This window comes from Pseudoalteromonas sp. QJM3NY_22 (genome assembly GCF_056173065.1).
On the sequence record NZ_CM149655.1, the window covers coordinates 3,962,300 to 3,988,973 of the forward strand.

The following is a 26,674-nucleotide window of genomic DNA, read 5'->3' on the forward strand; positions in this document are numbered from 1 at the left end:
AAACTAGTTAAAACAAACCATGATATAGCGCAAAGAGCGTGCTTTTAATTATGAATTAAAAGCAATTTTTAATACAATGCCGCCTAACCAATCAGCAAATGTACAAGGCATATAATGCGTTTACCTCACCTACTCGTTTGCTCGGTATTTATATTTTTTGTACTTTATGCGCCACAGCCCTTACTCAGTCTTCTTGCGAATGAGTTTAATGTAGCCCCTGCGGTAGCTGGCAGCTTAATGACCGCAACTATGCTACCCTTGGCCATTGCACCACTTGTTTATGGTGTACTTTTAGCAAAACGCAACCCATTACTCGTATTGCGTATTGCAATGGTATTTTTAGGACTTAGTAGCCTGCTTTTCATTTATGTACCGAGCTTTGAACTTTTACTCTTGGTTAGATTTCTACAAGGTTTAACGCTTCCAGCAGCTTTAACAGCAATGACTAGTTATATAGGCATGAGCTACAGCGCAGATGCCCTTCAAAAAAATATGACTCTGTATATTGGTAGCAGTATAGTTGGAGGTTACTTTGGCCGCGTACTCGCCGCTTTGTTTAGCGATTTGTGGCATTGGCAAAGTTTTTATTATGTTATTGCTTTTATGCTTATTTTTTTGGCTTTAACAATTAAGCATTCTCGCTTTTCAAACCCAACTACACCGTCGCAGCTCTCCCCTCTAGATTACCTTAAACAACTTAAAGAAGGTGCTGTACTTAAACTGTATGGCGCCGTTTTTTGTATGTTTTTTTGTTTCGCTGCGCTACTTAATTACTTACCGTTTATATTACAAAACACGTTTTTAATTACCAATACTCGTGACATAGGTTTAGTTTACAGTGGTTATTTAATTGGTGCTCTCGCCTCTATTACTGCACCTTGGCTGCTTAAAAAAACACCTTCAGCTTGGCATCTTTTAGTCGCTGTATTTAGTTTTTATAGTGTGAGTATTATTTTATTAATGAGCCACCAACTTAGCTTATTTTTAATCGCATTTACTTTATTTTGTGGGGCAATGTTTGTAATTCATTCAACTGCAGCGCCGCTCGTTAACAAAATAAGTAAAGCCCCACCAAGCGTAACCAATGGCGGGTATGTATCATTTTATTATAGTGGTGGTGCATTAGGGTCGTTATTACCCGGTGTGGTATACCAACATTATGGGCAAACAGCGTTTATGTTTACGCTGCTTGCGGTTTGCTTATGCGGTTTATCGTTAATTGTGTGGGCTTATTTTGAGGGTAAAAATACAACTCGCGGTTGATGCTTTGTGTAATTAAAAAAAGCTTCTAAGTCAGCCTTGCTAAGCAACCATGTTTGGGTATTTTCAAATGGATGACAATGGAACAAATCGCCACCCCAAATATCTTGGTCAACCCATAAGCTCACTTCGTTTTGCTTATCATTTAAAAGAGCCAACATAGATACACACCCAGGAGCCACTTTTAAATATTTAGCTAGCCGCTCACTTGATGCAAACCCTAAGCGTGAAAGACCTTGCTGCTTTGACAATACCTTTAAGTCTAGTTGTTTATCGTGCGCTGTAATAACTAAAAAATGTCGCTTACCCTCATTGTCACGTAAAAATAAATTTTTAAGACGTGTACCTGGGCGCTCAATCATAAACTCATCAGCCGCTAAGCTAGTATGCAGCGGCGGATGCTCTATTACATCGTAATTAATATCTAGGTGCGCTAAAAGCTCTGCTAACTTAGTTTTATCAGCCAACATATTACAAGCAACGTCCTCTTAATTGCACACTCAAATCTCGCCATATAACGTCATTAACTTCGTGTTCGTTATCGCAATACTGACGCTCTTTTAGCTCTTGATTTAATAACTCAACAGCTTGGTCTTCTAGCTGCAACTTTAAAACACTCGACTCTTCAAAATGCTCTTGCTCAATATATTGCTTAACCTCACCACGACTTGGTCTGTTATTAGGACCACGGTCAAGATTAAAGTTTTCACGATGCTTAGCTTTTACTGAAACAACATAAGCAAAAATTTTATTACCTTGCGCATCTTTTTTTTCATGAAACTGTTTGTTGTTTATTTCAAAAGGAGGCCCGTCACTTGACGCACAACCTGCGAGTAAAACCATCATCACTAGAACACTTTTTTTCATGTTTTTTGTCGTTTTAGTTTGTAATTAAGCCGAGTCTATCAAAATTTGTCATAAACAGTAAAAATTAGCGAAAAAATACTTGACCAAATTTATAAAAAAATTTAAAGTTCGTCCCGCTTGGAACTCAGCAGCCAAGTAATTACGTAAATCGTAATTTAGGAATGTGGGGCTATAGCTCAGCTGGGAGAGCGCCTGCCTTGCACGCAGGAGGTCAGCAGTTCGATCCTGCTTAGCTCCACCACTTTCCTACCTCCTCATCAAAAACCAAAAATTATTTTTTCGTAGTGTTAATTACTTTTTTTTCTAACTAATTTTTATAACTTTCAACTTGAGTCTTTACAACTTCTTAGCTATATATAATGTCATATGTATTAATGCTTTAGGCTTATCATGGACACCCCTAAGCGCTCAACGTTAAAAAAACTTGCTGTTATTGGTTTGACTGCTGGCGCGATTACGCAAGCTCCTTATGTTTTTGCCCGAAAAAAAGTCACTTTAAGAGTCCTTGGTACGCATGTCACATTACAAGATGCTATTCGAAAACAAGCGATGAGCGACTTGGGTATTAATATCGAATTTACACCCGCAGGCAGTGCAGCCGTTTTACAAAGAGCGTCAATGGCCCCAAGCTCCTTTGATTTATACGAACAATGGTCAAATAGCATAAATGTGCTGTGGAATGCAGGCTCTATACAGCCAATAGAAAAAAAACGACTCACTTACTTTAATGAAATTAACAATCTCACTAAAACAGGAAAGCTCACCGAAAATGCAAATGTTGGTGCAGGCGATGCTCCGTATAAATTATTAAATGTCCAACCCGATGGTACATTAAGCGAGCACGAAAGCGATCACATAAGCTTTTTGCCTTATGTGCACAATGTTGACTCTTTTGGTTACAACACTGATTTCATCAAACCAGGTATAGCTTACGAAACAGAAAGCTGGAGTTGGCTATTAGATGATACGAACCGAGGAAAAGTAGCCATTGTAAATGCCCCTACTATCGGATTATTCGATTTGGCCTTAGCTGCACAAAGCAAAGGCCTCATAAAATTTAATAATATCGGTTCAATAACGCGTTCAGAAATGGATCGACTCTTTAGTATATTACTTGATTTTAAACGCCAAGGTCACTTTAGTGGGTACTGGAACTCTGTGCCAGAATCAATCGAGTTTATGAAGAGCAAACGTGCGCATATAGAGAGCATGTTCTCACCAGCAGTAGCCGTGCTTAATAGCCAAGGTGTTAATGTGCGCTTTGCCGCTCCAAAAGAGGGTTACAGAGGCTGGCACGGTGTGATGTGCTTATCGTCACAAACACAAAATAGCGTTAAAGATGCTGCTTACGATTATATGAATTGGTGGTTATCTGGTTGGCCGGGGGCTTTTATAGCTCGTCAAGGTTATTACATTAGCAACCCTGAACGCTCAAAGCCACTACTGAGTTCTTCTGAATGGGACTACTGGTACGATGGTAAAGCAACTGAAATAGACTTACGAAATACCAACGGTGATATAACGATAAAAGCAGGAGAGGAACGAAATGGAGGTAGTTATCTCAAACGTTTCAGTAATGTTGCAGTATGGAACAGTGTTATGCCAACCTACGATTACAGTTTGCAAAAATGGCATGAGTTAATTAGTCGCTAATGAAAATTCGTTCGATAAAATCAAAAATAATTTTAGCTTTGTGCTTACTTATGAGCTTATTAGTACTGCAAAGCTATTTATTTAATTATTCACAAAAATCATTATTAAACTTACAAAAAGCACAACACAATGCACTGATGCAAAATGAAAGTGTAACGCGTTTAGAAAACGATGTTATTTCACTGCAAAGTCAGGCGATTGCTTATGTTGATAAAGCAAATCAAAATACAATCGAAAAATTCGACCTTTATTTAAATGAAGCAAATAAAAACCTCAATCTCTTAAAAAGCAATTCTGTAGAGCATTCTTTAGAGTATCAAAGTGCACTAAACAGACTTGGTGACTACCTAAGTAACTATCAAGACACGTTCAATCAAATTGTGATGAATCGAACTAAACGAGAGCAACTTTACATAACGCAATTTAAACAACCTATTACAGATCTAAAAATACAGATAACGAAATTAGAAACGCAAGCTTCCCCTAAAAGCAAAGCTATTTTTAGCGATATATTGCTTACTATAAGCAACCTAGAGCACGCGGTAGTAAGTTACCTGTATAAACCTAATTTTGACGAAGCACAAAATGTTAATAAAAACCTTGAGCATTTACACTCAAAATTAGCGAAAGCACCTAGCATAAGCAGTGTCTCCATGAACACGATTACAAACTTAAAGAAAGCTTACAGCCAATTAATGCTGCTGACACGTAGCTACACTTTTTCGATTAATGTTGTGCTTACTGGTATTGAAAACGAATTACTCTATTTAGCTAATCAAGTCAAAAAAACTGAAAAACTGAAATTTAATGAAACTGAAAAACAGCTCAGCTCCCACCTAATAAGCTACACAGAACAAGCGAATTTATTCGCTTTATTAATTACGATTATTGTTATATCAGTCGGCTACTTTATTTTTAGATCGGTCATTAAACCAATTACTCAGTTAACCACTTTACTAAACGATATGAGTAATGAAAAACAAGTTACGCTCAATAAAAACCATCATAATCAAAGCGAGATATCCGCAGTAATAAAAGCAGCAAATATGTTGTATCAAAAAAATCAGCAAACCAAAGAGTTACTGATTGAAACGCAGGCGTTAAATATCCAAATGGAGACTATGAACAAAGAGCTTACAGTTGCGATAGCACAAGCCGAAAGTGCTAACAAAACAAAAAGTGACTTTGTGGCAAATATGAGTCACGAGCTGCGAACACCAATGAATGGCGTATTAGGTATGCTACAGCTTTTAAGAGACAGTACTTTACCTACTAAACAGCAACATTACGCAGACAAAGCATATTCAAGTGCACATAATTTACTGCATATCCTGAATAATATTTTAGATTTTTCTAAACTTGAATCAAAAAAAATAAAAATAGAAGAAATACCATTTACTCTCGACTCTATTGTAAAAAACACGGGCAATTTATTTAAAGATACCGCGAATCAAAAAGGCTTAGCACTTGAATTTAATCTACATGCTGACCCACATTTAGAGCTGATAGGGGATCCATTTCATCTGAACCAAATCATCAATAATTGCGTCGGAAACGCAATAAAATTCACTGAACATGGGAAAATTCAGTTAATTGTAGAAACAATATCCCAACAAAAAAACATAATTGATTTAAGGTTTTGTATTAAAGATACAGGCGTAGGAATTGAACCTGAACAGGTCGAGAAAGTATTTAACTCTTTTTATCAAGGTGATGCTTCTATTACTCGCAAATACGGTGGCACGGGGCTTGGGTTAACTATTAGCCAACAATTTACAAAAGTACTCGGTGGAAAAATTCAAATTCGAAGCGAAAAAGATAAAGGCAGTGAGTTTTATTTCACCTTACCATTTAAACTTTCACCACAACACAGACAAAAAAAACGAGCCTTACTCATTACGCCACAAAAAGAACAAGCTGCCCAACTTGTGTCTTTACTCAGCAGTGTTGGAATAACACCCGAAACAACAGAAGAGCCGCTACGCGCTCTCGCTAAAATATCTCAACCAAGCTCTCCTTTTGATATTGTCATTTTGTCATTGACGCAAGAAGAAGCCAAAAACAGTATTATTCTTCAAAAACTCACTGAAAGCAGTCAGCTATCTAAAAACAATTTAAAAATCATCATAATAATTACGGATACCGATCAGCCTCACACCCAGCCAACACAAAAAAATGTACATATTATAAATAACAGTTACAAACAGTCGGATATCTTAAAATTACTTGCATCTGAAAGCAAAGCAAGCATCACCCCAAAGCCTGATAACTTGATTAAATTTACTGGTATAAAAGCACTCATTGTTGACGATAACCCTCTGAATATAGAAATCACCTCTGCAATGTTAAAAAAATTAGATCTAGACATTGTAACGGCAATGAACGGGCTGGAAGCCGTTGAGTGTGTTAAAAACAATATATTCGACATTATTTTTATGGATATTCAAATGCCAGTAATGGATGGTATTTTAGCCACCAGTAAAATTAGAGAAAATGGTGAAACGCTACCAATAGTTGCATTAACCGCGGCAGTACTTCCTGAGGATAAAAAGGCAGCTATTGATGCAGGAATGAATGACTTTTTAACCAAGCCCCTCATTTTTGATATGCTATTTCAAAGCCTTGAAAAGAATTTATCAACGCCCCAAAGTGGTTTACTCATTAATATCCCTCTAGCACTTGATAACTTAGATAATAATGAACGTTTGCTAAATAAATTGATTACACAGTTCGCGATAGACTATGAAAACTTTATTGTAAAGTTTCAAAAGCTACAAGAAACTAATAATAATATTGAACTTGCTCGCCATGTTCATGCAATAAAGGGTTTAGCGGGCACTTTAGGATTAGAAGTTTTAGAGCAGCTAGCTAAAAAAATTGAATCTCAAATACGCAATAAAGAAGTTGTTTCATTTTCACTGTTTAGTGAGCAATTTGTAATTACTTTGCATGCAATTAAACAGTATCTAACAACTCAACGCCTTAGCGAAGATGTCAATTTAGAGGGCAATGAAAATGCAAGCGAACTTACAACCCTTATTGATAAAATTTATGAATTAACAATTAACTCAAAGCCAATTCCTAGCAGCTTAGTAAGAAGCTTAAATGGCTTCACTTTGAAATCTCCCTATCCTTTACTCGGACTTAAGTCGGCAATAAATCAATTTGACTATCAATTAGTATTAGAGTTGATAAGCCAATTTCGTGATGACAATTTAAATTAGCCAAGCGTAAAAAACTAAGCTAGATTAGATATTAAAGACTCAAAAGGATTGAATGTGCATTCGATGTATCCGGCTAAAAATACTAGTGAAGCTCAAGATAAAAAACACAAACCCTTAGTGTTAATTGTTGATGATGAGCCAAATAATCTTCATGTATTAGTTGAAGGGTTACTTGCTGACTATGACGTTAGAGTATCTATTAGCGGCGAACAAGCCCTAACTTTTATAGAATCAACACGCCCTGATTTAATTCTGCTTGATATAATGATGCCGGGTATGGATGGCTATGAAGTATGTGAAATATTAAAATCACGCCAAAATACCAAAGGAATCCCCATTATTTTTGTGACAGCACTGACCACTGAAGACTCAGAAGAACATGGGTTTGAATTAGGTGCTATTGATTATATCCACAAGCCTTATAAACTTGCTTTAGTAAGAGCCAGAATTCGTACTCACATAACATCGCAAGGTATGTTAGACCGACTTATAGAGAAGAACTTTGACCTGCACGATAAGCTCCTTGAAATAGAATCTCTAGCACAAGAATTAAGTGAAAGAGAAGAGGAGCTTAAGCAATTATCATCTAAACACAAGCTTTTCTATCAGGCGTTGGTGAGTACTGCCGATGGTGTTGTTATTACTGATTCCGATGGAAAAATAATTGCCGTTAACCCTTCATTTTGCCGTATCACAGGCTTTACTGAAGCCGAAGCGCTAGATATTAAGTTACATAAGCTAAAACAAAATAATCAACCTGGCATTAGTTTTAATAATGTTTGGCTCCACGCAAACAAAGCCGGCTATTGGAGCGGAGAGCTCGTTACGCGTCGTAAAAATGGTGAGCTATATCCTGAATTACTGACACTAAGTATGGTAAAAGGTGAACAAGACTCAAATGTTCATTTCATTGGTGTATTTAGTGATATTTCGAGTTTGAAAGTAACTCAAGAACGCATTGACTACCTTACTTGGCATGACGAACTAACCGCTTTACCTAACCGAAACGGTTTTCTAAAGCAGCTAGAACAACAATTACAGCGATGTTCTTTAGACAATAACTATGCTTATATTTATATAATAGACATAGACAGCTTTCACTCAATTAATGATGGCCTTGGTTTGTTAGCAGGCGACAAAGTTCTTAAAGAACTTGCCAATCGTATCCATAATAAACTTGATAAAAAAGATGTTATTGCACGCTTAGGCAGCGATGAATTTGCCGCTTTGAGTAGTGTTGACAAAGGCGTTGGTCAACTAAGATCACAAGAAATTGCAGAACATAAGGCACAAGAGCTATTAAGAGTTATTAACGAGCCTTTCATAATTGATGATCAACAAATAAGTATTACGATTAGCATCGGCACCTATATTTTCCCTAGAGAAGATCAGTGGGAAAATGCAATTGAAACGATCCGAAACTGCGAAGCTGCTTGTTATAAAGCAAAAGAAAAAGGTGGTAATAGAGTTACTTTCTTTGATAACTCTTTTGGTGAACAGGCAAAACGCCGCTTTGAAATTGAACAAGACTTACGAAAAGCAATATCGCAAAATGAATTAACACTTTATGTTCAGTCTCAATTTGATAGTCAGCAAAAGTTAAAAGGTGGCGAAGTGCTCTTACGGTGGATGCATCCTGAGAAAGGCTTTATTAGCCCCGCTGAGTTTATTCCTATTGCTGAAGAGTCAGACATTATTTATGAACTAGACTCATGGGTACTTACAAATTCTTTGTCGCTTATTCAACAGTTAGATGATCGTCATTCAACACTGAGCTTATCGGTAAATATTAGTGGTAGACACTTTCATGAAGCACGCTTCCTATCATTATTAAAAACTAAAATAGAGTTTTACGAAATAAAACCAAACCAGTTAACTATCGAAATTATTGAAGGCACCTTACTCAATCACATAGAGTCCGCCATTGAGGCGGTACAATACCTAAAAAACTTAGGTGTTCGTGTATCCATTGATGACTTTGGTACGGGTTATTCAAGTCTTACCTACCTCAAACAATTGCCTATTCAAGAATTGAAGATAGACCGCTCATTTGTGTTTGATGCGCCGACTGATAACAACGATAAATTAATTATTGATATGATTGTTAGCTTAGGAAAGCTATTTCAGTTGAAAGTTGTTGCCGAAGGAGTAGAGAATCAGTCCCACTTTGATTTATTCCAAGAGTACCCTGAAGTAATTATGCAAGGCTATCATTTGCATAAGCCAGAACCAGCAAGTGATTGGATAAAAAAATTAAAATAAACCACAAATACAAAAAAGCCGAGCAATGCTCGGCTTTATTACTTACATCGTTAATTTATTCACGAACTTGGCCTTCGCCATTTACTAAGTACTTCTCAGTAGTGAGTGATTCAAGCCCCATTGGACCGTATGCATGAAGCTTAGAGGTCGCTATACCAATCTCCGCACCTAGACCCAATTGTGAGCCATCAGAAAAGCGAGATGACGCGTTAACCATTACTACAGAAGCATCAACACTGCGTTGAAATAACTCTGCGGCAGTTTGATTTTTAGTACAAATTACTTCGGTGTGGTTTGAACCGAACTGTGCAATATGCTCAACTGCTGCCGTAAAGCTTGGAACAACGCGAATAGCAATTTCTAAATCTAGATACTCTTCACCAAATTCATCATCAGCTAAAACGGTTGCGTTATCAAAATATTTAGCTGCAAAACTGTCTGCATTTATTTTCACACCTTCTTGGCGTAATACGACTGCACACAGATTTAAAAACTCATCTGCCACATCTTGATGAACGACTAAGCCCTCTAGTGCATTACAAACACCGGTACGCTGCGTTTTACCATTAAGTAGTAAGTTAAGGGCAACTTCTAGATCTGCATCTTTATCCACATATAGATGACAAACACCTTTGTAATGCTGAATTACAGGAATCGTACTGTTTTCAGTAACAAAGTTGATTAAGCCTTCGCCGCCACGTGGAATAATTAAATCAATACTTTCGCGTTGCTGCATTAACTCCATTAATAGCGCACGATCTGGATCTGGAATCACTGAAATAAGTGATACTGGTAAGTTATGCTTTTCAAGTACGCTATGCATCACACTTGCGATAGCTTGTGAACTTCTAAGTGCTTCTTTACCGCCACGTAAAATTACGCCATTACCTGATTTAAAACATAATGCACCAGCGTCTGCTGTCACATTCGGGCGTGCTTCGTAAATCATACATACAACGCCAAGAGGTACGCGCATTTTACGAATTTTGATACCGTTTGGACGCTCGGTAATATCTCGTAGCTGACCAACAGGATCATCAAGGCTTACTATAACTTCAATGCCTTGTGCCATTGATTCAATACGCTCATCGTTTAACGTTAAGCGGTCGATCATTGAGGCAGCTAAGTTATTGTCGCGTGCTGCGCTTAAATCACTTTCATTTTCTTTTATTATAAATGCTTTTTGCTCTCTTAATGCCGCTGCCATTTCAACTAATACTTGGTTTTTAGTCTCGGTATCGAGTAAAGCAAGTGTATGTGCAGCTTTAGCTGCCTGACGTGAAATGTCCGTAATTAAACTCATGACTTCTCCAATAATGCGATATGTTTTTCAGATATAACTGGTCCAATTGAATCCTGCATTTTTTCGCTGAATTCACTCTGTTCGTTGTCTGCAATAAAGTTTAACAAACAGCTACTATAATTTGCGGTCGCTTTAGCTAGACGCGTACCGTCTTCACTTCGTACTAAAATGGTATCACCGATAGCAAATTCACCGTGTACTTCAACGATCTCATCGCCGCGAATACACCCAGTTTCACCTTCTAATGACTCATCAAACGACCCATCAACAACAACTTCACCTTGCTCGTTTGCTGTATGTGTCATCCAATGTACAGAATCTTGCATTGGCTTTTCGTATGGCGAAAAAATAGTACCTGGATTTTCTCCAGCTAATAATCGAGTAAATGTTTCTTCTTTAAAGCCATTAATAATATAAGTGGCTATACCGTGTGATGTTGCCTTTTCCGCAGCCTCTATTTTGGTTTTCATACCACCGGTGCCCACAGCACTCGTAGCACATCCTGCCATAGCATAAATAGATTCATCAATTGATTTTATTTCAGGTAATAAAACAGCATCGTCGTGCAAATTAGGATTTTTATCATATAACCCATCAACATCCGAAAAAATCAGTAAAGCATCTGCATCTGCTGCAGCGGCAACCATAGCAGATAAATTATCGTTATCACCTACTCGTAAATCGTCTGTTGTCACAGCATCATTTTCATTGATGATTGGTAGCACACCGTGCTCAAGTAACGTAAATACGGTTTCCCGAATACTTTGATAACGCTCATGATCACGTAAATCACCATGAGTTAATAGTAATTGCGCTGATGGAAAGTCAAAAAAACGGTCCCACATGGCAATCATTTCTGTTTGGCCTGCTGCCGCCATTGCCTTTTTCATTACAACTGAACGTGGTTTATCTGATGGAAACAAGTGCGCGCCAGCCGCTACCGAACCAGACGAAACCAGGATCACCTCAATACCACGCGCACGGCAACGAACAATAAACTGTGCGATGGTTAATATATAACGTGAACGGCAGCCATCGTGATCCGGTGCAATTAAAGCGCTGCCTACTTTAAGTACAATGCGTCGCCAATTTAACTTTTGCATAAATGCTCAACTTTCCATTTTATTTGCGCTCACTACTCGTGAGCTAAAACTAAGTAGCTAGGTATAAAACCTTGCTTCGAATTTATTTATCGTTTGACAGCACTTTTAAACGCACACAAAAAGGCCAAATCTAAAACGTTGTTTTAAATTTAAGCTCAGATATAAAGTAGCACCCACCCAGTGTTATGAGCAGTACCAATAAGAAAGTTTAAAAGTGTTGTTTATGCATCGCTGTAAAAAGCTGTGTGTGGCTTTTCTATTAACAACATACATAGAGCCTCTAGAGTCTGATACACCAACAGATAGGGTGAAGACTCAAGGACCGAGATTTAATCGCCACGATGGGGATTAAATATTGAAAAGTAATAGTTCAACTCAAACTTTTATTTGTTAAATGAAATAAACAAACTTGTCCAATAAAACTATACTTAAGAATTCGGAAAATAAAATTTTAACGTTCAGATACTAATTTAGTATCCAAAACATGATTATAAGCAGTAAAAATGACCGTGGCATTAACGTTCAACTATTTTAACCAACAATCTTAATTAGATAACTAATAATTCGAACTCGAAGTATAATACGCTAAATTACACAGTAAGATCAAGACTAAAATTCAAACAAAGCTATTGCACATTAATAATGAAAACATATATTTTTAATATTAATCAATAAGATAACAATAGTTAATGTACTTTTATAAAGTCTTTGCATCCGAGATCCAAAATTAAAGCTCACTAATCTTTTATTAGCAGCTAAAATTGATAAGTAATATTTGAATTTCCCGTGTATACCCCTGTATTAATAGTTAACAAAAGTTATACTTTTAAAATATATCGTCATAAATAAGGAATTCTTAATCTATGTCAGCAATTTATATAGCCGGTATCGCACTTTGCTCTGTACTTGCCCAATGGGTCGCGTGGGCATTTAGAGTACCCGCTATTCTTTTTTTATTGCTTACTGGTCTTTTACTTGGGCCATTTAGTGGTGTTTTAGACCCTGATGCATTGTTAGGTGATTTACTGTTTCCAGTTGTATCACTAAGCGTTGCAATCATTTTATTTGAAGGTTCACTTACTCTGCATTTCAGAGAATTAAAAGGGATTGGAAAAGTTGTAAGAAACCTTTGCTCAATCGGCATGCTTACTACCTGTATTATTATTAGCCTAAGCGCCTATTGGTTACTTGAGCTTAATTGGCGTGTAGCTGCAGTATTAGGTGCAGTGTTAGTTGTAACAGGCCCTACTGTGATAGCACCGCTATTAAACTCAATGCGCCCAACACAAGACATTGACCGCATACTACGCTGGGAAGGTATTGTAATAGACCCAATCGGCGCATTGTTTGCTGTATTAGTATTTGAAGCCGTAATGCTTGTAGGCCAAGGCGAAGTATTTAGCCACACTATTATTGCTTTAGTTAAAACCCTCGGCGTTGGTTTAAGTATTGGTGTTGCTGCAGGCTGGCTAACAACACTATTAATGCGCCGCGAATGGCTACCATTTGAATTACATAAGTTTGGAATTTTAGCGTTAGTACTCATTAGTTTTTCTGTATCAAACTATTTAAGCCATGAATCGGGTCTTTTAGCTGTGACAGTATTTGGCATTTGGCTTGCTAACCAAGACGATTTAGAAATAGATTCTGTACTTGAGTTCAAAGAAGACTTGTCGATGATATTAATATCAACGCTGTTTATTTTACTTGCAGCACGCTTACAGCTCTCTGATTTAATGATGCTCGACAGCGATGTATTTATATTTTTAGCCATCGTACTTTTTGTTGCACGCCCATTATGTATTGCTATTTCGACCTTTGGTACTGACCTACCAATGAAGTCTCGCTTGGTACTTGCTTGGATAGCTCCACGCGGTATAGTCGCCGCTGCCGTTGGGTCGGTATTTGCACTTAGTATGATGGAGTCTGGTGTTGCTGATGCTGATGCTGAAAAAATGGTACCTCTCATATTTACAGTAATTATAATTACCGTTGTACTACAGAGCTTAACTGCGATTCCTGTTGCTAAACTTTTAGGTGTACGCCAACCATCGCCAAATACGATTTTGATTATTGGTGCAAACCATGTTGCACGTGCCATTGGCCGAGGCTTAAAAGATCAAAATATTCCTGTTCATTTATCAGACCCAGCATGGGAAAACTGTAGAATGGCACGTATGGATGGCTTAGCGTGTTATTACGGTAACCCGCAATCGGAGCACGCCGAACGCTATTTACCACTAACTACTATTCGCAGTGTACTAGCACTCTCACCTAATCGTCATCACAACGCGTTGGGCGTCCAATATTTTTCTCACTTACTTAATGAGAAAAATGTATTCTCATTGCGCTCTTCAACGTCGCACGCAAAAGCAAATAAAGACAGCGCAACGTTTTTATCACGACAAATACTTTTTGGTGACGAAGGGTCATATGCACGCTTAAGCAGCATTATAGCTAAAGGTGGTAAAGTTAGTTCAACACGTATTTCTGATGAATTTAGCTGGGAGCAATATCTAGAAATGAACCCTGAGGCTATACCACTGTTTATTCTCATTGGTGATAAAGACAGTGATGAGGATACACCAATTAAGCTCAGACCGTTTACAATCAACATGGAAAAACCGCCGCAAGAAGGCGAACGCGTTGTTGCATTACAGCCGCCTAAAATGTCAGTTTTAAAAGACCCGCAAACAAAGGCTAAAGAAGACAGTTAAATACTTTTACAGTCTGTAAAAACTAAAAAACCCTAACTTAAAAAGTTAGGGTTTGTTTTTTAAAGCCATTAAATAGGAAGACGAGCTCGAGCAACCACACTTGCTGGCATTTTTTCAGCTAATTGAGTAAGTGATTGTTCAATTTTTTGATGGGTTGCTTTATCTGCTACCATAGAGTTAAACAACCATCGATACGCATCTTCAAAGTCTCGTGGACTACCAAAGCCATCATTAAATAATTTAACCAAGCGCAATTGAGCTTTTAAATTGCCTTGCGATGAAGCTTCACGTAAATAAGTAATTGCCATCGCTTTATCTTGTTGCACTAATCGGCCAGTGTCGTAGTAACGTCCTAGTTGCTCTAATGCTGCCGCTAAGCCCTGCTGAGCAGCTTTACGCATATAATACAAACCTAACTCTACATTGCGATCAACGCATACGTTATAAGCCAGCATATCGCCATATAAAAACTGATAAGACGGTAACGCCATTTTATTGGCTCGTGCTTCTATATCTTGCACTAACTGGCAATCATCAGCCTTTACGCGCTGTAAATGGACATTTTTATTTATCAATGCAATCAACTCAGGCTCAGTGTACAACGGCACAGCAGCAGATGTTTCCTCAGCTAAGCTATTGCCACTTATGAGTAAAGAGAGTGATGTTAGCGATATTGCCAACATTGAATTACAAAATAATAAACGCATATTCGCCACATATAAAAATGATATCTACAAAATACTATACAAAGATCGTTCCAAAGTGAATTTTAGGCACAAAAAAAGCTGCACTAGGCAGCTTTTTTTAATCTAATAGTAATTACGCAAACGGGTTGCGAAGTACCATAGTCTCTACACGATCAGGACCTGTAGAAATAATATCAATTGGAACACCCGTAATTTCTTCAATACGCTTGATGTAGTCAATTGCAGCTTTTGGTAAACCGTCAAGACTTGTTACACCAACTGTGTTCTCTGACCAACCTGGCATCTCTTCGTATACTGGTGTTACTTTATCGTAACCTTCAGCTGCTAATGGCGTTACGTTAGTAACTGTACCATCTTCGAGCTTGTAACCAATACAGATTTTAAGTGTTTCTAAACCATCTAAAACGTCAAGCTTAGTTAAACAAAAACCTGAAATACTGTTGATTTGAACTGCACGGCGCATAGCCACTGCATCTAACCAACCAGTACGACGAAGTTGACCTGTTGTTGCACCAAACTCATGGCCTTTATCGCCTAAATGCTTACCAACTGGATCTTGTTTATCAAGACCATCGTAAAGCTCTGTAGGGAAAGGACCTGAACCAACACGTGTCGTGTACGCTTTAATAATACCTAGAACGTAATCAAGGTTTAATGGACCAAAACCTGCACCCGTCGCAACGCCACCAGCGGTAGTATTTGAAGACGTTACATAAGGGTAAGTACCGTGATCGATATCAAGTAACGTACCTTGTGCACCTTCAAATAAAATGTTTTCGCCTGCTAAACGCGTTTGATCTAAAAGCTCAGTCACATCTACAACCATTGCTTTTAAGATATCAGCAACAGCCATTGCATCATCAAACGTTTTTTGGAAATCTACAGCATCTACTTTGTAGTAGTTAACTAAAGTGAAGTTATGGTATTCAAGAACTTCTTTTAATTTAGTTGCAAATAATTCCGGATTAAACAAGTCACCTACACGTAAACCACGGCGCGCCACTTTATCTTCGTACGCTGGACCGATACCACGACCGGTAGTTCCAATTGGCTTATCGCCACGAGCAGTTTCGCGGGCTACATCTAATGCAACATGGAAAGGCAAGATTAGTGGACATGCTTCGCTTATTAAAAGACGCTCGCGTACTGGTACGCCGCGCTTTTCAAGCATGCCAATTTCTCTCATTAGCGCTTCTGGTGATAAAACTACACCATTACCAATCACACATTTAACATTGTCACGTAATACACCCGATGGAATAAGGTGTAGAACCGTCTTTTCACCTTCGATAACTAAAGTATGACCCGCATTGTGGCCACCTTGATAACGAACTACTAAAGATGCTTTGTCCGTAAGGAGGTCAACTACCTTACCCTTACCTTCGTCACCCCATTGGGTGCCTAATACAACAACGTTTTTACCCATTGTAAATTCACTTAGAGAAAATTAGGACGAGATTTTACCAGAAAACTAAAGTAAAGATCACCCCTGTTCAGCTTATTTTTTCCGCGTAGTTTTTTTTAAACCTAAACGATAGCTAATAACCACATAAATAACAGTAATTTAAACTATTAAATACCCATTAACAAAAAGCCCCGCAAATGCGAGGCTTTTAACTTTTAAATACTTAATGTAAAGCTTATTGAGCTTTAGCACCTTTCATATATTGGAAGAAGTCGCTATCTGGTGAAAGCACCATAACGTCTTGCTTATTTTTAAAAGTCTTTTTATATGCTTCTAGCGAGCGTACAAAACTAAAGAACTCAGGGTCTTTATTATATGCATTTGCATAAATCCCAGCAGCGTCTGCATCACCTTGACCACGTACAGAACGAGAATTACGCTCTGCATCAGCAAGCATAACCGTTACACGGCGATCGACACCGGCACGAATAGTTTCAGCTTTTTCTTGACCTTCAGAACGATGCTCTTTTGCAACGGCAGTACGCTCAGCGCGCATACGTTGATAAATAGAGCTACTGACTTCTTGAGGTAAGTTGATTTGCTTAACACGCACATCAAGTACTTCAATACCTAACTCGCGTGCACTTTCAGAAGCTTGTACTAACGCCTCTTCCATTAACTCGCTACGCTCACCTGATACAATTTCGCGAATAGTTCGCGTACCAAAGTTAGTACGCAAGCCATTATTTACTTTTTGTTCAAGTAACGTTTCAGCATATTGCTTATCGCCACGAGCACGTAAGTAAAAAGTGCTAAAATCGTTTACACGCCATTTTACAAATGAATCAACAATTAAGTCTTTCTTTTCACTTGTAACAAAGCGGTCTGGCGTACCATCTAATGTTTGAATACGCGCATCAATACGTCGTACTTGGCTAAAAAACGGTACTTTAAAGTGTAAACCAGGGCTGTAAACAACAGCACTGTCTTCACTGTCTTTTTGTACTTTGCTAAATAGCAAAACAATTGCTTTTTGCCCTTCAGGTACAACAAAGACTGACGAGAAAGACATCACAATGGCAGCTAATAGTATTACTAAACTAAAGTTTTTCATTATGCTTATCTCCCTTCATTAAAGCGATCATTGTTAAAGCGGTCATTACCACCATTAACAGTGCTATTGCGTGATGTATTCACTTTATTACGTAAATCTTGAATATCACTTGAGCTTGGTAGAGCAACACGTGTTGCTGTGCCTTGCTTATCCATGATCTTATCAAGCGGTAAATAAATCATGTTATTACCACCTTTCACATCAACCAATACTTTAGAACTACTCCCTAACACTTCTTCCATTGCATCAATGTATAAGCGCTCACGAGTAACTTCTTTAGCTGCTTGATATTCAGGTAATAACTTTTCAAACCGAGCCACTTCACCCTGTGCTTCTAAAGTTATACGCTCTTGGTAACCTTCAGCTTCCTGCGTCATACGTGTTACTTGACCACGTGCACGAGGCTCAATTTCACGGGCGTAGGCCTCTGCTTCACGAATGAAACGTTCTTCATCTTCTTGTGCAGCAATTGCATCATCAAATGCATCTTTAACTTCAGTTGGCGGACGAGAATCTTTAAAGTTAACGTCAGTTACAATTAAACCCAAGTTATATGGTTCGATAATCTTATTAAGCTCATCCCATGTATTTTGACGAACAACCTCACGACCATTAGTCAAAACTTGGTCCATTTTGGCATGGCCCACAACATAGCGCAGTGCGCTATCTAATGCTTCTTCTAAGCTGCTATCAGCATTAGTTACACTAAATTTGTAAAGGTATGGGTCAATAACTCGGTATTGCACCTGAAACTCAACGCTTACTACGTTTTCGTCTTCAGTTAACATAAAGCCAGTAGCTGATAGTGAACGAACTGCTTCAATATCGACTGGGATCACTGTTTCAATAAACGTCATTTTCCAACGCAGACCTGGATCTGCAATTCGGTCATATTTGCCAAATTGAAGAACCACACCACGCTCGGCTTCTTTTACCGTGTAAATACCACTTAACGCCCATACAATAACGGCGATAATAAGTATAAATGAAATACCGGCTCCGCCAAGTCCACCACCGCTACCATTGCCGGATTTTTTCCCGCCAAATAAGCCGCCGAACTTGTTACTAAATTTACGGAACACCTCGTCTAAATCAGGTGGGCCTTGATCACGTCCGCCTTTATTATTCCACGGATCTTTGTCATTGCCATTATTACCCGGTTCATTCCAGGCCATAGCTATACTCCATTGTTATCTAAATAAATTAGGAAATTGTGTTAAATCTAACAAATCTACCGCGTTTCTCATACAAAAACCGACATTTAAACGTCAATTTTTAATTACGGCTGATAAAACCAGCAATTTCAGGACCAAATTCTTTAATTAAACGATTCCACTCAACCATAGGCATTCTAACATCTAACAGCCAATTACCTTGATCATCAAATCGCTCTTCATGCACTGCGTTTAAACTAAATAATGCAGCCCTTAGGCGACCATACAATGGCGTAAGAAATAAGGTTTCGTTAAGCATTTTCTTAGCAAGTAACTCACTAATGGCCTCACTAAGTAATTCACAGCCCTCACCAGTCTGGGCGCTAAGCCACACCCTTATAGGTTGTCCTTCGTCATCGCGATCAATACGGGGAGCTACGTTATCTAGCGCATCAATTTTATTATAAATTAATAGCTGTGGTACTTCATCGGCTTCAATTTCTTTAAGCACAGATTGTACTTGTTCAATATTTTCTTGAAGACGAGAGTCTGCTGCGTCAATTACATGTAGCTGTAAATCAGCTTCACGTGTTTCAGTAAGCGTTGCTTTAAAAGCCGCGACTAAGTCATGCGGTAAATGACGAATAAAACCAACCGTATCCGCTAAAATAACGGGGCCAACATCACCTAATTCAAGCTTGCGTAAAGTTGGATCAAGCGTTGCAAACAACTGATCGGCCGCATATACGTCTGAGTGTGTAATACGATTAAATAACGTAGATTTACCCGCATTCGTGTAACCCACTAACGATACAGTAGGTATTTCATTACGTGTACGAGCTCGCCTACCTTGTTCGCGCTGTACAGCTACTTTAGCCAAACGCGCACGAATATTTTGAATACGAGCACGAAGTAATCGTCTGTCGGTTTCAAGTTGGGTTTCACCTGGCCCACGCAAGCCAATCCCGCCTTTTTGACGTTCAAGATGGGTCCAGCCTCGAATTAATCGAGTTGACATATGGCGAAGTTGTGCCAATTCAACCTGCAGCTTACCTTCATGGGTACGTGCACGTTGGGCAAAAATATCAAGAATTAGCGTCGTTCTATCAAGTACACGACACTCACAAACGCGTTCTAAGTTACGCTCTTGTGACGGTCTGAGTTGATGATTAAAAATAACGACATCTGCATTGTGGATTTTGACAATTTCAGCTATTTCTTCTGCTTTACCGGTACCGACGAATAGTTTCGGATGTGGTGCTTGACGGCTGCCTTGCACAACCGCCAAACTACTAACACCAGCAGAGGATACCAACATTTCTAATTCATGAAGATCTTCACGATCTCCTTCTTTAGGTAAGTCGATATGAACTAAAATTGCCTGTTCGCCGGATTCATAGCGGTCAAACAAGCATTACGCTCCTAATTAAAAGTTTCCAGCTTCTGGCTCTTCAGTGCTCTCATCCCCTTGAACACCTTGGAAGTTGACTGCGCGAGCAGGTACAACTGTTGAAATTGCGTGTTTATACACCATTTGGTTTACAGTATTTTCAAGTAAAATAACAAATTGGTCAAATGACTGAATTTTACCTTGTAATTTTATGCCATTTACCAAAAAGATTGATACTGGAATGCGCTCACGACGTAGTGCATTCAAAAATGGGTCTTGTAACGATTGGCCTTTTGCCATGTTATTATTCCTTCGTTCTAGGTGTTATTATAATTAAGTGGCTGAACTTATTTAACAAAGCTAAATTTTGTTCAACTACTACTAGCTTAGCGAACTTACTACACGATGCAAGTTTTCTTCATCACCTGTTGTTAACCAAGTAACATCAGGCCAGCTTCTCAACCAAGTTAATTGACGTTTGGCCAATTGACGTGTAGCAGCGATGCCGCGGAAAACCATTTCATCATGGTCTATCTCACCCGCAAGGTAATCCCACATTTGTCTATAACCTACACAACGAATAGAAGGCATATTGGGGTGTAAATCCTTACGTAGATATAGGGTCGAAACTTCATTTTCAAACCCCTGATCAATCATTATTTTAAACCTTTCTTCAATTCGCGCATGTAATTCACTGCGTTCTTGCGGTGCAATCGCAAATTGATGAAAAGTATAAGGTAAAGGTGGCTGTTTTTGCTTTTGCAACTCAGTCATGGCTTTACCAGTTAATCGGTAAACTTCTAAAGCGCGATTAATTCTTTGTGAATCATTTTCACTCATTTTTTCAGCTGCTTTAGGGTCAACTTTAGCTAATTCTTTATATAAATGAGGCCAGCCAAATTCTTTAGCTTGTGCTTCTAATTCTGCTCTTATTACTGCATCTGCTTCAGGCAAAGGCGATAAACCATCAATTAAAGATTTGAAGTACAACATTGTACCCCCAACCAATACAGGCACTTTACCTTGTCTATGGAATTCGTCAATTTTTTGCACTGCATCGCGCCTAAAATCTGCAACTGAATACGTTTCACTCGGGTCAAGTAGATCAATTAAATGATGTGGAGCTTTAACAAGTTCTTCTGCATCGGGTTTTGCAGTTCCAATGTTCATATCTTTATACACTAACGCTGAATCAACGCTGATTATTTCTGTATTTAAATGCTCGCACAGTGAGATAGCCAATGCTGTTTTACCAGCAGCAGTTGGACCCATTAAAAATATAACTGGTAAATTACTCAACACTGATACCTTAATCTAATTGCGTTAAATAGTGATTTAACTCTATTTTAACTGCTTTTTCGCGTAAGCGTTCAATAGTTTGCGGATTATTTTGTAAGCGTATTTGTTGCGCTAAAAATACATTGCTCAAATAAAATCGAGTTGGTACACATTTCATCTGCCACGCTAACCAGTTCTCTATATTTTCGAGTCCCGCTTTACATGCATTAAGCAGCTCACCTATTGCTGTACTTACATCAAGTAAATATAAACACGCTGGTAATTTTTTAACCATTACAAACTGTTTTTCTATTACGAGTTCAAAACCAAGTAAAGTAAACCACGATTGCTGAGCCTTTATAAGCAAGCAATCTTCTTTGTCTAGGCTTACCCGCACAGGTAACAAAAGGGCTTTCCCTTCTAAGCTCCCAAGCTCCTTGATTTGATTATGCCAATCATCCACTAATACATATTTGAAATGTGAGCAATACAATTGCTGCTCTGCACTAAATACACACGCACCTTCATTAACACTAATGATAGAAACCATCTGTAAAGTATTATGCGTTTGTGCTGGCTCTAACGGCTGTTGTACAGCGGGTATGTTTACTGCATTGTCAAAATGCGCAGCGTGTTGCTCACTCACACCTTGATAAAATGCATTTACATCATGATGATTCGCACTTGATGTAGCGCGATATGTCCCACTCCCCACGCCACTTCGTGTGCCTGATGACGAACTACCTGTCGTTCCAGAATAAGAAGGCTGTAGTTGCGATTTAGGGTAATCAAATACTCCATCGCTCTCTATATTATTACCGCTACTATGTGTTGGGCTTGTGAGCACAGAAGGAAATTCAGTTTCAGTGCTTACTGACTCGCTAACAAACTCACCTTGCAAAGGTACTACAACTTGCTTAATAGCTTGCAATATAAAATCATGAATTAATCGCCCTTGATGAAAACGCACTTCATGCTTAGCAGGGTGAACATTTACATCGACCTGTCGTGGGTCAATATCAATATAAATAACAAACCCAGGTAGCTCTTGCGTCCCACTCACCTCTTCAAACGCTTGGCGTATCGCATGTAAAATAAGCTTATCGCGCATCATGCGATTATTCACATAAGTGTACTGAGTAGTGTTCGCTGAGCCTACAGGCAGCACCCAACCATGCAACTGTAAACCGCCTTCTCCTGATTGAATATGCAAACCTTGCTCGGCAAAGGCCTTGCCTGCAACTTGTGCTACGCGTGTTATAGCCTGAGAGGGATCAGTTTTGGCACGATACTGCCTTACTACTTTTTCGTTGTGAGTTAGTGTAATAGAGACATCAAAGCGACTAAGCGCAATACGCTTTATCAACTCATCAATATGGTTAAATTCAGTTTTTTCGGTGCGTAAAAATTTACGACGTGCTGGAGTATTAAAAAATAAATCTTTTACTTCAATGGTTGTGCCATCGGGGTGCGCTACTGGCTTTACTTGCACGGCCATGTCGCGGCCTTCTGCAAAAGCTTGCCAAGCAGCTTCTTGCTCTTTTGGTTTTGAGCTCAGCGTTAAACGCGACACAGAACTAATTGACGCAAGTGCTTCCCCTCTAAAGCCAAGTGAGCAAATGTTTTCAAGGTCATCAAGTGATTTTAATTTACTTGTTGCGTGGCGAGAAAGCGCGAGCGTTAGCTCATCTTTACTTATCCCAGCGCCATTATCACGAATACGAATAAGCTTATGACCGCCGCGCTCTATATCTATTTGAATACGGTTAGCACCAGCATCTAAACTATTTTCGACTAGCTCTTTTACTACCGACGCTGGACGCTCGACCACTTCGCCTGCAGCTATTTGATTGGCTAAACGCGCGGGTAATATTTCAATATTCATGGAACTTCCTAGCAAACATTGCGCTGATAATAGTGACTAACTTTGCGGTATATCAAGCTCTTGCCCAATAAATAAAGTATTAGAGCTTAGTTTATTAACTTGCTTTAATTTACTGACCGTAATGCCATAACGACTTGCCAACATACTCAAAGACTCTCCAGGGCGTACTTTATGTTTTGTTGGGTATTGCGACTTTAATTTAGCAAATAAAGAATCATCAGGTGGATTTTTTAAATAATAATTTTTAATTGAAGTAAATATCGCTTTAGCTAAACGCTCTTGATGATTAGCGCTTTTAAGTAATTTTTCTTCTCGCGGGTTAGATATAAACCCCGTTTCTACCAAAATAGATGGAATGTCTGGTGACTTAAGTACAGCAAGGCTCGCGTGTTGCGGATCTTTTTTATGCAGTTTGGCAACTTTACGCAACTCTTTAACCACCTCGTCGGCTACACTTAAGCCAGTTTTCATCGAGTGGTCCATCGACATATCAAGCAATGCTTGTGCTAGATATTTTTCATTAGCGGCATCTTTCATCACATCAGCAGCACCACCTAAAAGCTCAGAGTGCTTTTCTTTATCTTCTATCCATTTACCTATTTCTGAATTAGCACGCCTTAATGATAACACCCAAACAGAGGCACCATTTGGTCCTGGGCTTGTAAATGCATCTGCATGAATAGAAACAAAAAAATCGGCCTTTTTTTCACGAGCTCGATTAGTACGCGTATTGAGTTTTACAAAATAATCACCGCTTCGTACCATACGTGAAATCATACCGCGCTCACCGTCGATCATACGCTCTAATCGCTTTGCTATTTGCAATGTGACTGTTTTTTCGTACGTGCCTGATGGACCTATGGAGCCAGGATCTTCGCCGCCATGGCCTGCATCAATTGCAATAACAATGTCGCGTTCTTGACTTAATTGGCGATTTTTAGCCGCTGTTTGTGCAGGTGATACAACAGTTTTTGCTTGGCTCTTATTATATAAATCAACAACGAGTCTATTTTTATAAGGACCAGTAGGTGCTAAAGCAAACACAACAGGCTTTACTGGTGCGTTTAATTCAAATACTAACCGTACACTGTGCTTATTTTTAGGTTTTGAGTAGCGTAGCTTGCTCACTATTTGATGTTTTGGTGGTACACCTGGCAGTATTTTCAACTCGCTAGTATTTTCTAAATCGACCACTAAGCGGCTAGGGTTTTTTAGCATAAAATAACTAAAGTCGGGCTTGTCATTTAAATCAAACACCACACGCGTACTGTCTGGTGATGGCCATACACGTACGCTATTAATAGTATTTTTCGCCCACAGCGGCAGGCTTATGGTAATAACCATAAGGTAAATAAAGAGTTTAACTGCACCTCGACTCATTTGATAATTACTGCCTTCACTATTTTATTGTTTTTTATTTAGTTTTTCGACAATTGCTACACCGCGATCACTCGCACTATTAATAACAATTTTACGTTCGTTACCCACATAGCTTAGGGTAATATCTAAATCAGGCACAGGAATAAATTCGCCACCTTTTTCAGGCCATTCAACAACACAAATTGCATTTGCTGAAAAATAATCGCGTATTCCCATGTATTCGAGTTCTTCAGGGTCGCCTAAACGGTATAAATCAAAATGATAAACATTTGCTCGTTCAAGCTCATAAGGTTCTACTAACGTATATGTGGGGCTTTTAACCTTACCAACATGGCCAAAGCCTTGCACTACGCCACGGGTAAACGTGGTTTTACCAGCACCTAAATCGCCATGTAAATAAATCACCGCACCTTGCTCTATAATAGCTGCAACTTGGTTTCCCATAGTAACGGTTGCCCCTTCATCATTTAGGTGTGATTCAAAACTACGCGTCATTACTACCTCAAAAATTTACTTAAAAGCGCATGTTTGCCAATCATACCAGAATATTTATTTAAGGCGATAAATTGCAGTTTCAGGCATAAAAAAACCGGCCTAAGCCGGTTTTTTAAAACGCTAGAATTATAACCCTAATTTTTTCTCAAGATAATGGATGTTAGTGCCACCATTTTGGAAGTTTTCATCTGCAAGAATTCTCTTATGCAAAGGAGTATTAGTTTTAATTCCGTCAATTACTAGCTCGTTAAGTGCATTGCGCGCGCGAGCAATAGCTACGTCACGGTTTTCACCGTAAGTAATTAGCTTCCCAATCATTGAATCGTAATGTGGTGGAACCGTGTAGTCAGCGTAAATATGGCTGTCCCAACGAATACCTAAACCACCCGCTGGATGGAAACGGGTAATTTTACCCGGTGACGGGATAAACGTTTCCGGATCTTCAGCATTAATACGACACTCAATAGCATGACCACGAATAACAACGTCGTCTTGAGTGAATGATAATGGCTGACCCGCTGCAATTTTTAACTGCTCTTTCACTAAATCGATACCAGTAACCATTTCAGTTACAGGGTGTTCAACCTGAATACGTGTATTCATTTCGATGAAGTAAAACTCGCCGTTTTCGTATAAAAACTCAAACGTACCTGCACCGCGGTATCCAATTTCAATACATGCACGTGTACAGCGCTCGCCAATGAACTTACGCGTTTCAGCAGTAATTCCTGGTGCTGGCGCTTCTTCAACTACTTTTTGGTGACGACGTTGCATAGAACAATCACGTTCACCTAAATGTACTGCATTACCTTGGCCGTCTGCTAATACTTGAACTTCGATATGGCGTGGGTTTTCAAGGAATTTTTCCATGTAAACCATGCTATTACCAAAGAATTGCTTAGCTTCTTGCTGTGTTAATGCAATTGAATCAATAAGTTCAGCTTCGCTGCGAACAACACGCATACCACGACCACCACCGCCACCAGCAGCTTTGATGATTACCGGGTAACCGATACGCTTAGCGATTTGCATGTTGCGTTCTTTATCATCTGATACTGGGCCGTCAGAGCCTGGAACACATGGAACGCCTGCTTTACGCATTGCTGCGATAGCAGACACTTTATCACCCATAAGACGAATAGTGTCGCCACGAGGGCCAATAAATACAAAACCACTTTGCTCAACTTGGTCGGCAAAATCAGCATTTTCTGCAAGGAAACCGTAACCAGGATGAATCGCTACAGCGTCAGTTATTTCAGCCGCAGCAATAATGCGCGGAATATCTAAATAACTTTCAGTTGCTGATGGTCTACCAATACAGATGGTTTCATCTGCAAGCAATACATGCTTAAGATCGCGATCTGCCGTTGAATGCACAGCAACCGTTTTGATCCCAAGCTCTTTGCAGGCGCGCAATATACGAAGTGCAATTTCACCTCGGTTTGCAATGACTACTTTATCTAACATTAGAGTTGGC

20 protein-coding genes and 1 tRNA gene are annotated in these 26,674 nt (G+C 39.0%); 6 read left to right on the forward strand and 15 right to left on the reverse strand.

Annotated features, from left to right (window positions below; genetic code table 11):
- The first annotated feature begins 114 nt into the window (after positions 1-114).
- Positions 115-1,263 carry an MFS transporter gene (locus AC0VZ4_RS18350; RefSeq protein WP_475440386.1) on the forward strand — a complete coding sequence of 383 codons (1,149 nt, stop codon included), beginning with the start codon at positions 115-117 and terminating at the stop codon, positions 1,261-1,263.
- Here AC0VZ4_RS18350 and AC0VZ4_RS18355 read toward each other — a convergent pair.
- Positions 1,230-1,730, reverse strand: coding sequence for a prolyl-tRNA synthetase associated domain-containing protein (locus AC0VZ4_RS18355; protein WP_475440387.1), 501 nt, complete (start codon positions 1,728-1,730; stop codon positions 1,230-1,232). The two genes, AC0VZ4_RS18350 and AC0VZ4_RS18355, sit on opposite strands and share 34 nt — an antisense overlap.
- Before the next feature lies 1 nt (position 1,731).
- Positions 1,732-2,127: a putative periplasmic lipoprotein gene (locus tag AC0VZ4_RS18360; protein WP_033023229.1), complete on the reverse strand. Its 396-nt coding sequence runs from the start codon at positions 2,125-2,127 to the stop codon at positions 1,732-1,734.
- Between the two features lie 165 nt (positions 2,128-2,292).
- On the opposite strand from AC0VZ4_RS18360, the gene AC0VZ4_RS18365 reads away from it, so the two are divergent.
- From AC0VZ4_RS18365 to AC0VZ4_RS18380, 4 genes are all read left to right on the forward strand, one after another.
- Positions 2,293-2,368: transfer RNA gene (locus AC0VZ4_RS18365), tRNA-Ala, on the forward strand.
- A 149-nt stretch (positions 2,369-2,517) separates the two neighbouring features.
- Positions 2,518-3,780, forward strand: a complete 1,263-nt coding sequence (locus AC0VZ4_RS18370; protein ID WP_475440388.1) for an ABC transporter substrate-binding protein — start codon at positions 2,518-2,520, stop codon at positions 3,778-3,780.
- A 50-nt stretch (positions 3,781-3,830) separates the two neighbouring features.
- Positions 3,831-7,004 (forward strand): response regulator, encoded by a 3,174-nt coding sequence (locus AC0VZ4_RS18375; RefSeq protein ID WP_475440389.1) that lies wholly within the window; start codon positions 3,831-3,833, stop codon positions 7,002-7,004.
- A gap of 63 nt (positions 7,005-7,067) precedes the next feature.
- Positions 7,068-9,266 (forward strand): two-component system response regulator, encoded by a 2,199-nt coding sequence (locus AC0VZ4_RS18380; protein WP_475441683.1) that lies wholly within the window; start codon positions 7,068-7,070, stop codon positions 9,264-9,266.
- A gap of 55 nt (positions 9,267-9,321) precedes the next feature.
- On the opposite strand, the gene AC0VZ4_RS18385 is transcribed toward AC0VZ4_RS18380, so the two are convergent.
- Positions 9,322-10,569 carry a glutamate-5-semialdehyde dehydrogenase gene (locus tag AC0VZ4_RS18385; RefSeq protein ID WP_007375947.1) on the reverse strand — a complete coding sequence of 416 codons (1,248 nt, stop codon included), beginning with the start codon at positions 10,567-10,569 and terminating at the stop codon, positions 9,322-9,324.
- Entirely contained in the window at positions 10,566-11,672 is a 1,107-nt protein-coding gene (proB, locus tag AC0VZ4_RS18390) for a glutamate 5-kinase (RefSeq protein ID WP_007375946.1), read from the reverse strand. Before proB ends, AC0VZ4_RS18385 begins: the two co-directional genes overlap by 4 nt.
- A gap of 863 nt (positions 11,673-12,535) precedes the next feature.
- Between proB and AC0VZ4_RS18395 the strand changes: the two genes are divergently transcribed.
- A complete protein-coding gene (locus tag AC0VZ4_RS18395) occupies positions 12,536-14,389 on the forward strand; it encodes a cation:proton antiporter (RefSeq protein WP_475440390.1) in 1,854 nt (617 codons plus the stop codon).
- A 68-nt stretch (positions 14,390-14,457) separates the two neighbouring features.
- Here the strand turns inward: AC0VZ4_RS18395 and AC0VZ4_RS18400 are convergent, their stop codons facing one another.
- The 11 genes from AC0VZ4_RS18400 to accC form a co-directional block, all read right to left on the reverse strand.
- Positions 14,458-15,096, reverse strand: coding sequence for a tetratricopeptide repeat protein (locus AC0VZ4_RS18400; protein WP_475440391.1), 639 nt, complete (start codon positions 15,094-15,096; stop codon positions 14,458-14,460).
- 112 nt (positions 15,097-15,208) lie between these two features.
- Positions 15,209-16,522 (reverse strand): adenylosuccinate synthase, encoded by a 1,314-nt coding sequence (locus AC0VZ4_RS18405; protein WP_475440392.1) that lies wholly within the window; start codon positions 16,520-16,522, stop codon positions 15,209-15,211.
- Between the two features lie 214 nt (positions 16,523-16,736).
- Positions 16,737-17,615: a protease modulator HflC gene (gene hflC, locus AC0VZ4_RS18410; RefSeq protein WP_007375942.1), complete on the reverse strand. Its 879-nt coding sequence runs from the start codon at positions 17,613-17,615 to the stop codon at positions 16,737-16,739.
- A gap of 5 nt (positions 17,616-17,620) precedes the next feature.
- A complete protein-coding gene (gene hflK, locus AC0VZ4_RS18415) occupies positions 17,621-18,790 on the reverse strand; it encodes an FtsH protease activity modulator HflK (protein ID WP_007375941.1) in 1,170 nt (389 codons plus the stop codon).
- Positions 18,791-18,890: 100 nt separating this feature from the next.
- Positions 18,891-20,180, reverse strand: coding sequence for a ribosome rescue GTPase HflX (gene hflX, locus AC0VZ4_RS18420; RefSeq protein WP_475440393.1), 1,290 nt, complete (start codon positions 20,178-20,180; stop codon positions 18,891-18,893).
- A gap of 15 nt (positions 20,181-20,195) precedes the next feature.
- Positions 20,196-20,459, reverse strand: coding sequence for an RNA chaperone Hfq (gene hfq / locus AC0VZ4_RS18425; protein ID WP_007375939.1), 264 nt, complete (start codon positions 20,457-20,459; stop codon positions 20,196-20,198).
- Positions 20,460-20,540: 81 nt separating this feature from the next.
- Positions 20,541-21,458: a tRNA (adenosine(37)-N6)-dimethylallyltransferase MiaA gene (miaA, locus tag AC0VZ4_RS18430; RefSeq protein WP_475440394.1), complete on the reverse strand. Its 918-nt coding sequence runs from the start codon at positions 21,456-21,458 to the stop codon at positions 20,541-20,543.
- Between the two features lie 10 nt (positions 21,459-21,468).
- On the reverse strand, positions 21,469-23,322 hold the full coding sequence (gene mutL, locus AC0VZ4_RS18435; RefSeq protein WP_475440395.1) for a DNA mismatch repair endonuclease MutL: 1,854 nt from the start codon (positions 23,320-23,322) through the stop codon (positions 21,469-21,471).
- Between the two features lie 36 nt (positions 23,323-23,358).
- Positions 23,359-24,702: an N-acetylmuramoyl-L-alanine amidase gene (locus AC0VZ4_RS18440; protein ID WP_033038180.1), complete on the reverse strand. Its 1,344-nt coding sequence runs from the start codon at positions 24,700-24,702 to the stop codon at positions 23,359-23,361.
- Positions 24,703-24,726: 24 nt separating this feature from the next.
- Positions 24,727-25,197, reverse strand: a complete 471-nt coding sequence (gene tsaE / locus AC0VZ4_RS18445; protein ID WP_475440396.1) for a tRNA (adenosine(37)-N6)-threonylcarbamoyltransferase complex ATPase subunit type 1 TsaE — start codon at positions 25,195-25,197, stop codon at positions 24,727-24,729.
- A gap of 126 nt (positions 25,198-25,323) precedes the next feature.
- Positions 25,324-26,664 (reverse strand): acetyl-CoA carboxylase biotin carboxylase subunit, encoded by a 1,341-nt coding sequence (accC, locus tag AC0VZ4_RS18450; protein WP_007375934.1) that lies wholly within the window; start codon positions 26,662-26,664, stop codon positions 25,324-25,326.
- Positions 26,665-26,674 lie beyond the last annotated feature (10 nt).

What these genes read in the sequence shown, in the direction of transcription:
- tsaE (WP_475440396.1), bottom strand. Translation starts at nt 25,197, where the DNA reads ATGACGCGTAGTTTTGAATCACACCTAAATGATGAAGGGGCAACCGTT.
- hflC (WP_007375942.1), bottom strand. Translation starts at nt 17,615, where the DNA reads ATGAAAAACTTTAGTTTAGTAATACTATTAGCTGCCATTGTGATGTCT.
- AC0VZ4_RS18360 (WP_033023229.1), bottom strand. Translation starts at nt 2,127, where the DNA reads ATGAAAAAAAGTGTTCTAGTGATGATGGTTTTACTCGCAGGTTGTGCG.
- AC0VZ4_RS18395 (WP_475440390.1), top strand. Translation starts at nt 12,536, where the DNA reads ATGTCAGCAATTTATATAGCCGGTATCGCACTTTGCTCTGTACTTGCC.
- AC0VZ4_RS18380 (WP_475441683.1), top strand. Translation starts at nt 7,068, where the DNA reads ATGTATCCGGCTAAAAATACTAGTGAAGCTCAAGATAAAAAACACAAA.
- AC0VZ4_RS18440 (WP_033038180.1), bottom strand. Translation starts at nt 24,702, where the DNA reads ATGAGTCGAGGTGCAGTTAAACTCTTTATTTACCTTATGGTTATTACC.
- hfq (WP_007375939.1), bottom strand. Translation starts at nt 20,459, where the DNA reads ATGGCAAAAGGCCAATCGTTACAAGACCCATTTTTGAATGCACTACGT.
- AC0VZ4_RS18400 (WP_475440391.1), bottom strand. Translation starts at nt 15,096, where the DNA reads ATGCGTTTATTATTTTGTAATTCAATGTTGGCAATATCGCTAACATCA.
- AC0VZ4_RS18350 (WP_475440386.1), top strand. Translation starts at nt 115, where the DNA reads ATGCGTTTACCTCACCTACTCGTTTGCTCGGTATTTATATTTTTTGTA.
- AC0VZ4_RS18385 (WP_007375947.1), bottom strand. Translation starts at nt 10,569, where the DNA reads ATGAGTTTAATTACGGACATTTCACGTCAGGCAGCTAAAGCTGCACAT.
- accC (WP_007375934.1), bottom strand. Translation starts at nt 26,664, where the DNA reads ATGTTAGATAAAGTAGTCATTGCAAACCGAGGTGAAATTGCACTTCGT.
- proB (WP_007375946.1), bottom strand. Translation starts at nt 11,672, where the DNA reads ATGCAAAAGTTAAATTGGCGACGCATTGTACTTAAAGTAGGCAGCGCT.
- hflK (WP_007375941.1), bottom strand. Translation starts at nt 18,790, where the DNA reads ATGGCCTGGAATGAACCGGGTAATAATGGCAATGACAAAGATCCGTGG.
- AC0VZ4_RS18375 (WP_475440389.1), top strand. Translation starts at nt 3,831, where the DNA reads ATGAGCTTATTAGTACTGCAAAGCTATTTATTTAATTATTCACAAAAA.
- mutL (WP_475440395.1), bottom strand. Translation starts at nt 23,322, where the DNA reads ATGAATATTGAAATATTACCCGCGCGTTTAGCCAATCAAATAGCTGCA.
- AC0VZ4_RS18355 (WP_475440387.1), bottom strand. Translation starts at nt 1,730, where the DNA reads ATGTTGGCTGATAAAACTAAGTTAGCAGAGCTTTTAGCGCACCTAGAT.
- AC0VZ4_RS18405 (WP_475440392.1), bottom strand. Translation starts at nt 16,522, where the DNA reads ATGGGTAAAAACGTTGTTGTATTAGGCACCCAATGGGGTGACGAAGGT.
- AC0VZ4_RS18370 (WP_475440388.1), top strand. Translation starts at nt 2,518, where the DNA reads ATGGACACCCCTAAGCGCTCAACGTTAAAAAAACTTGCTGTTATTGGT.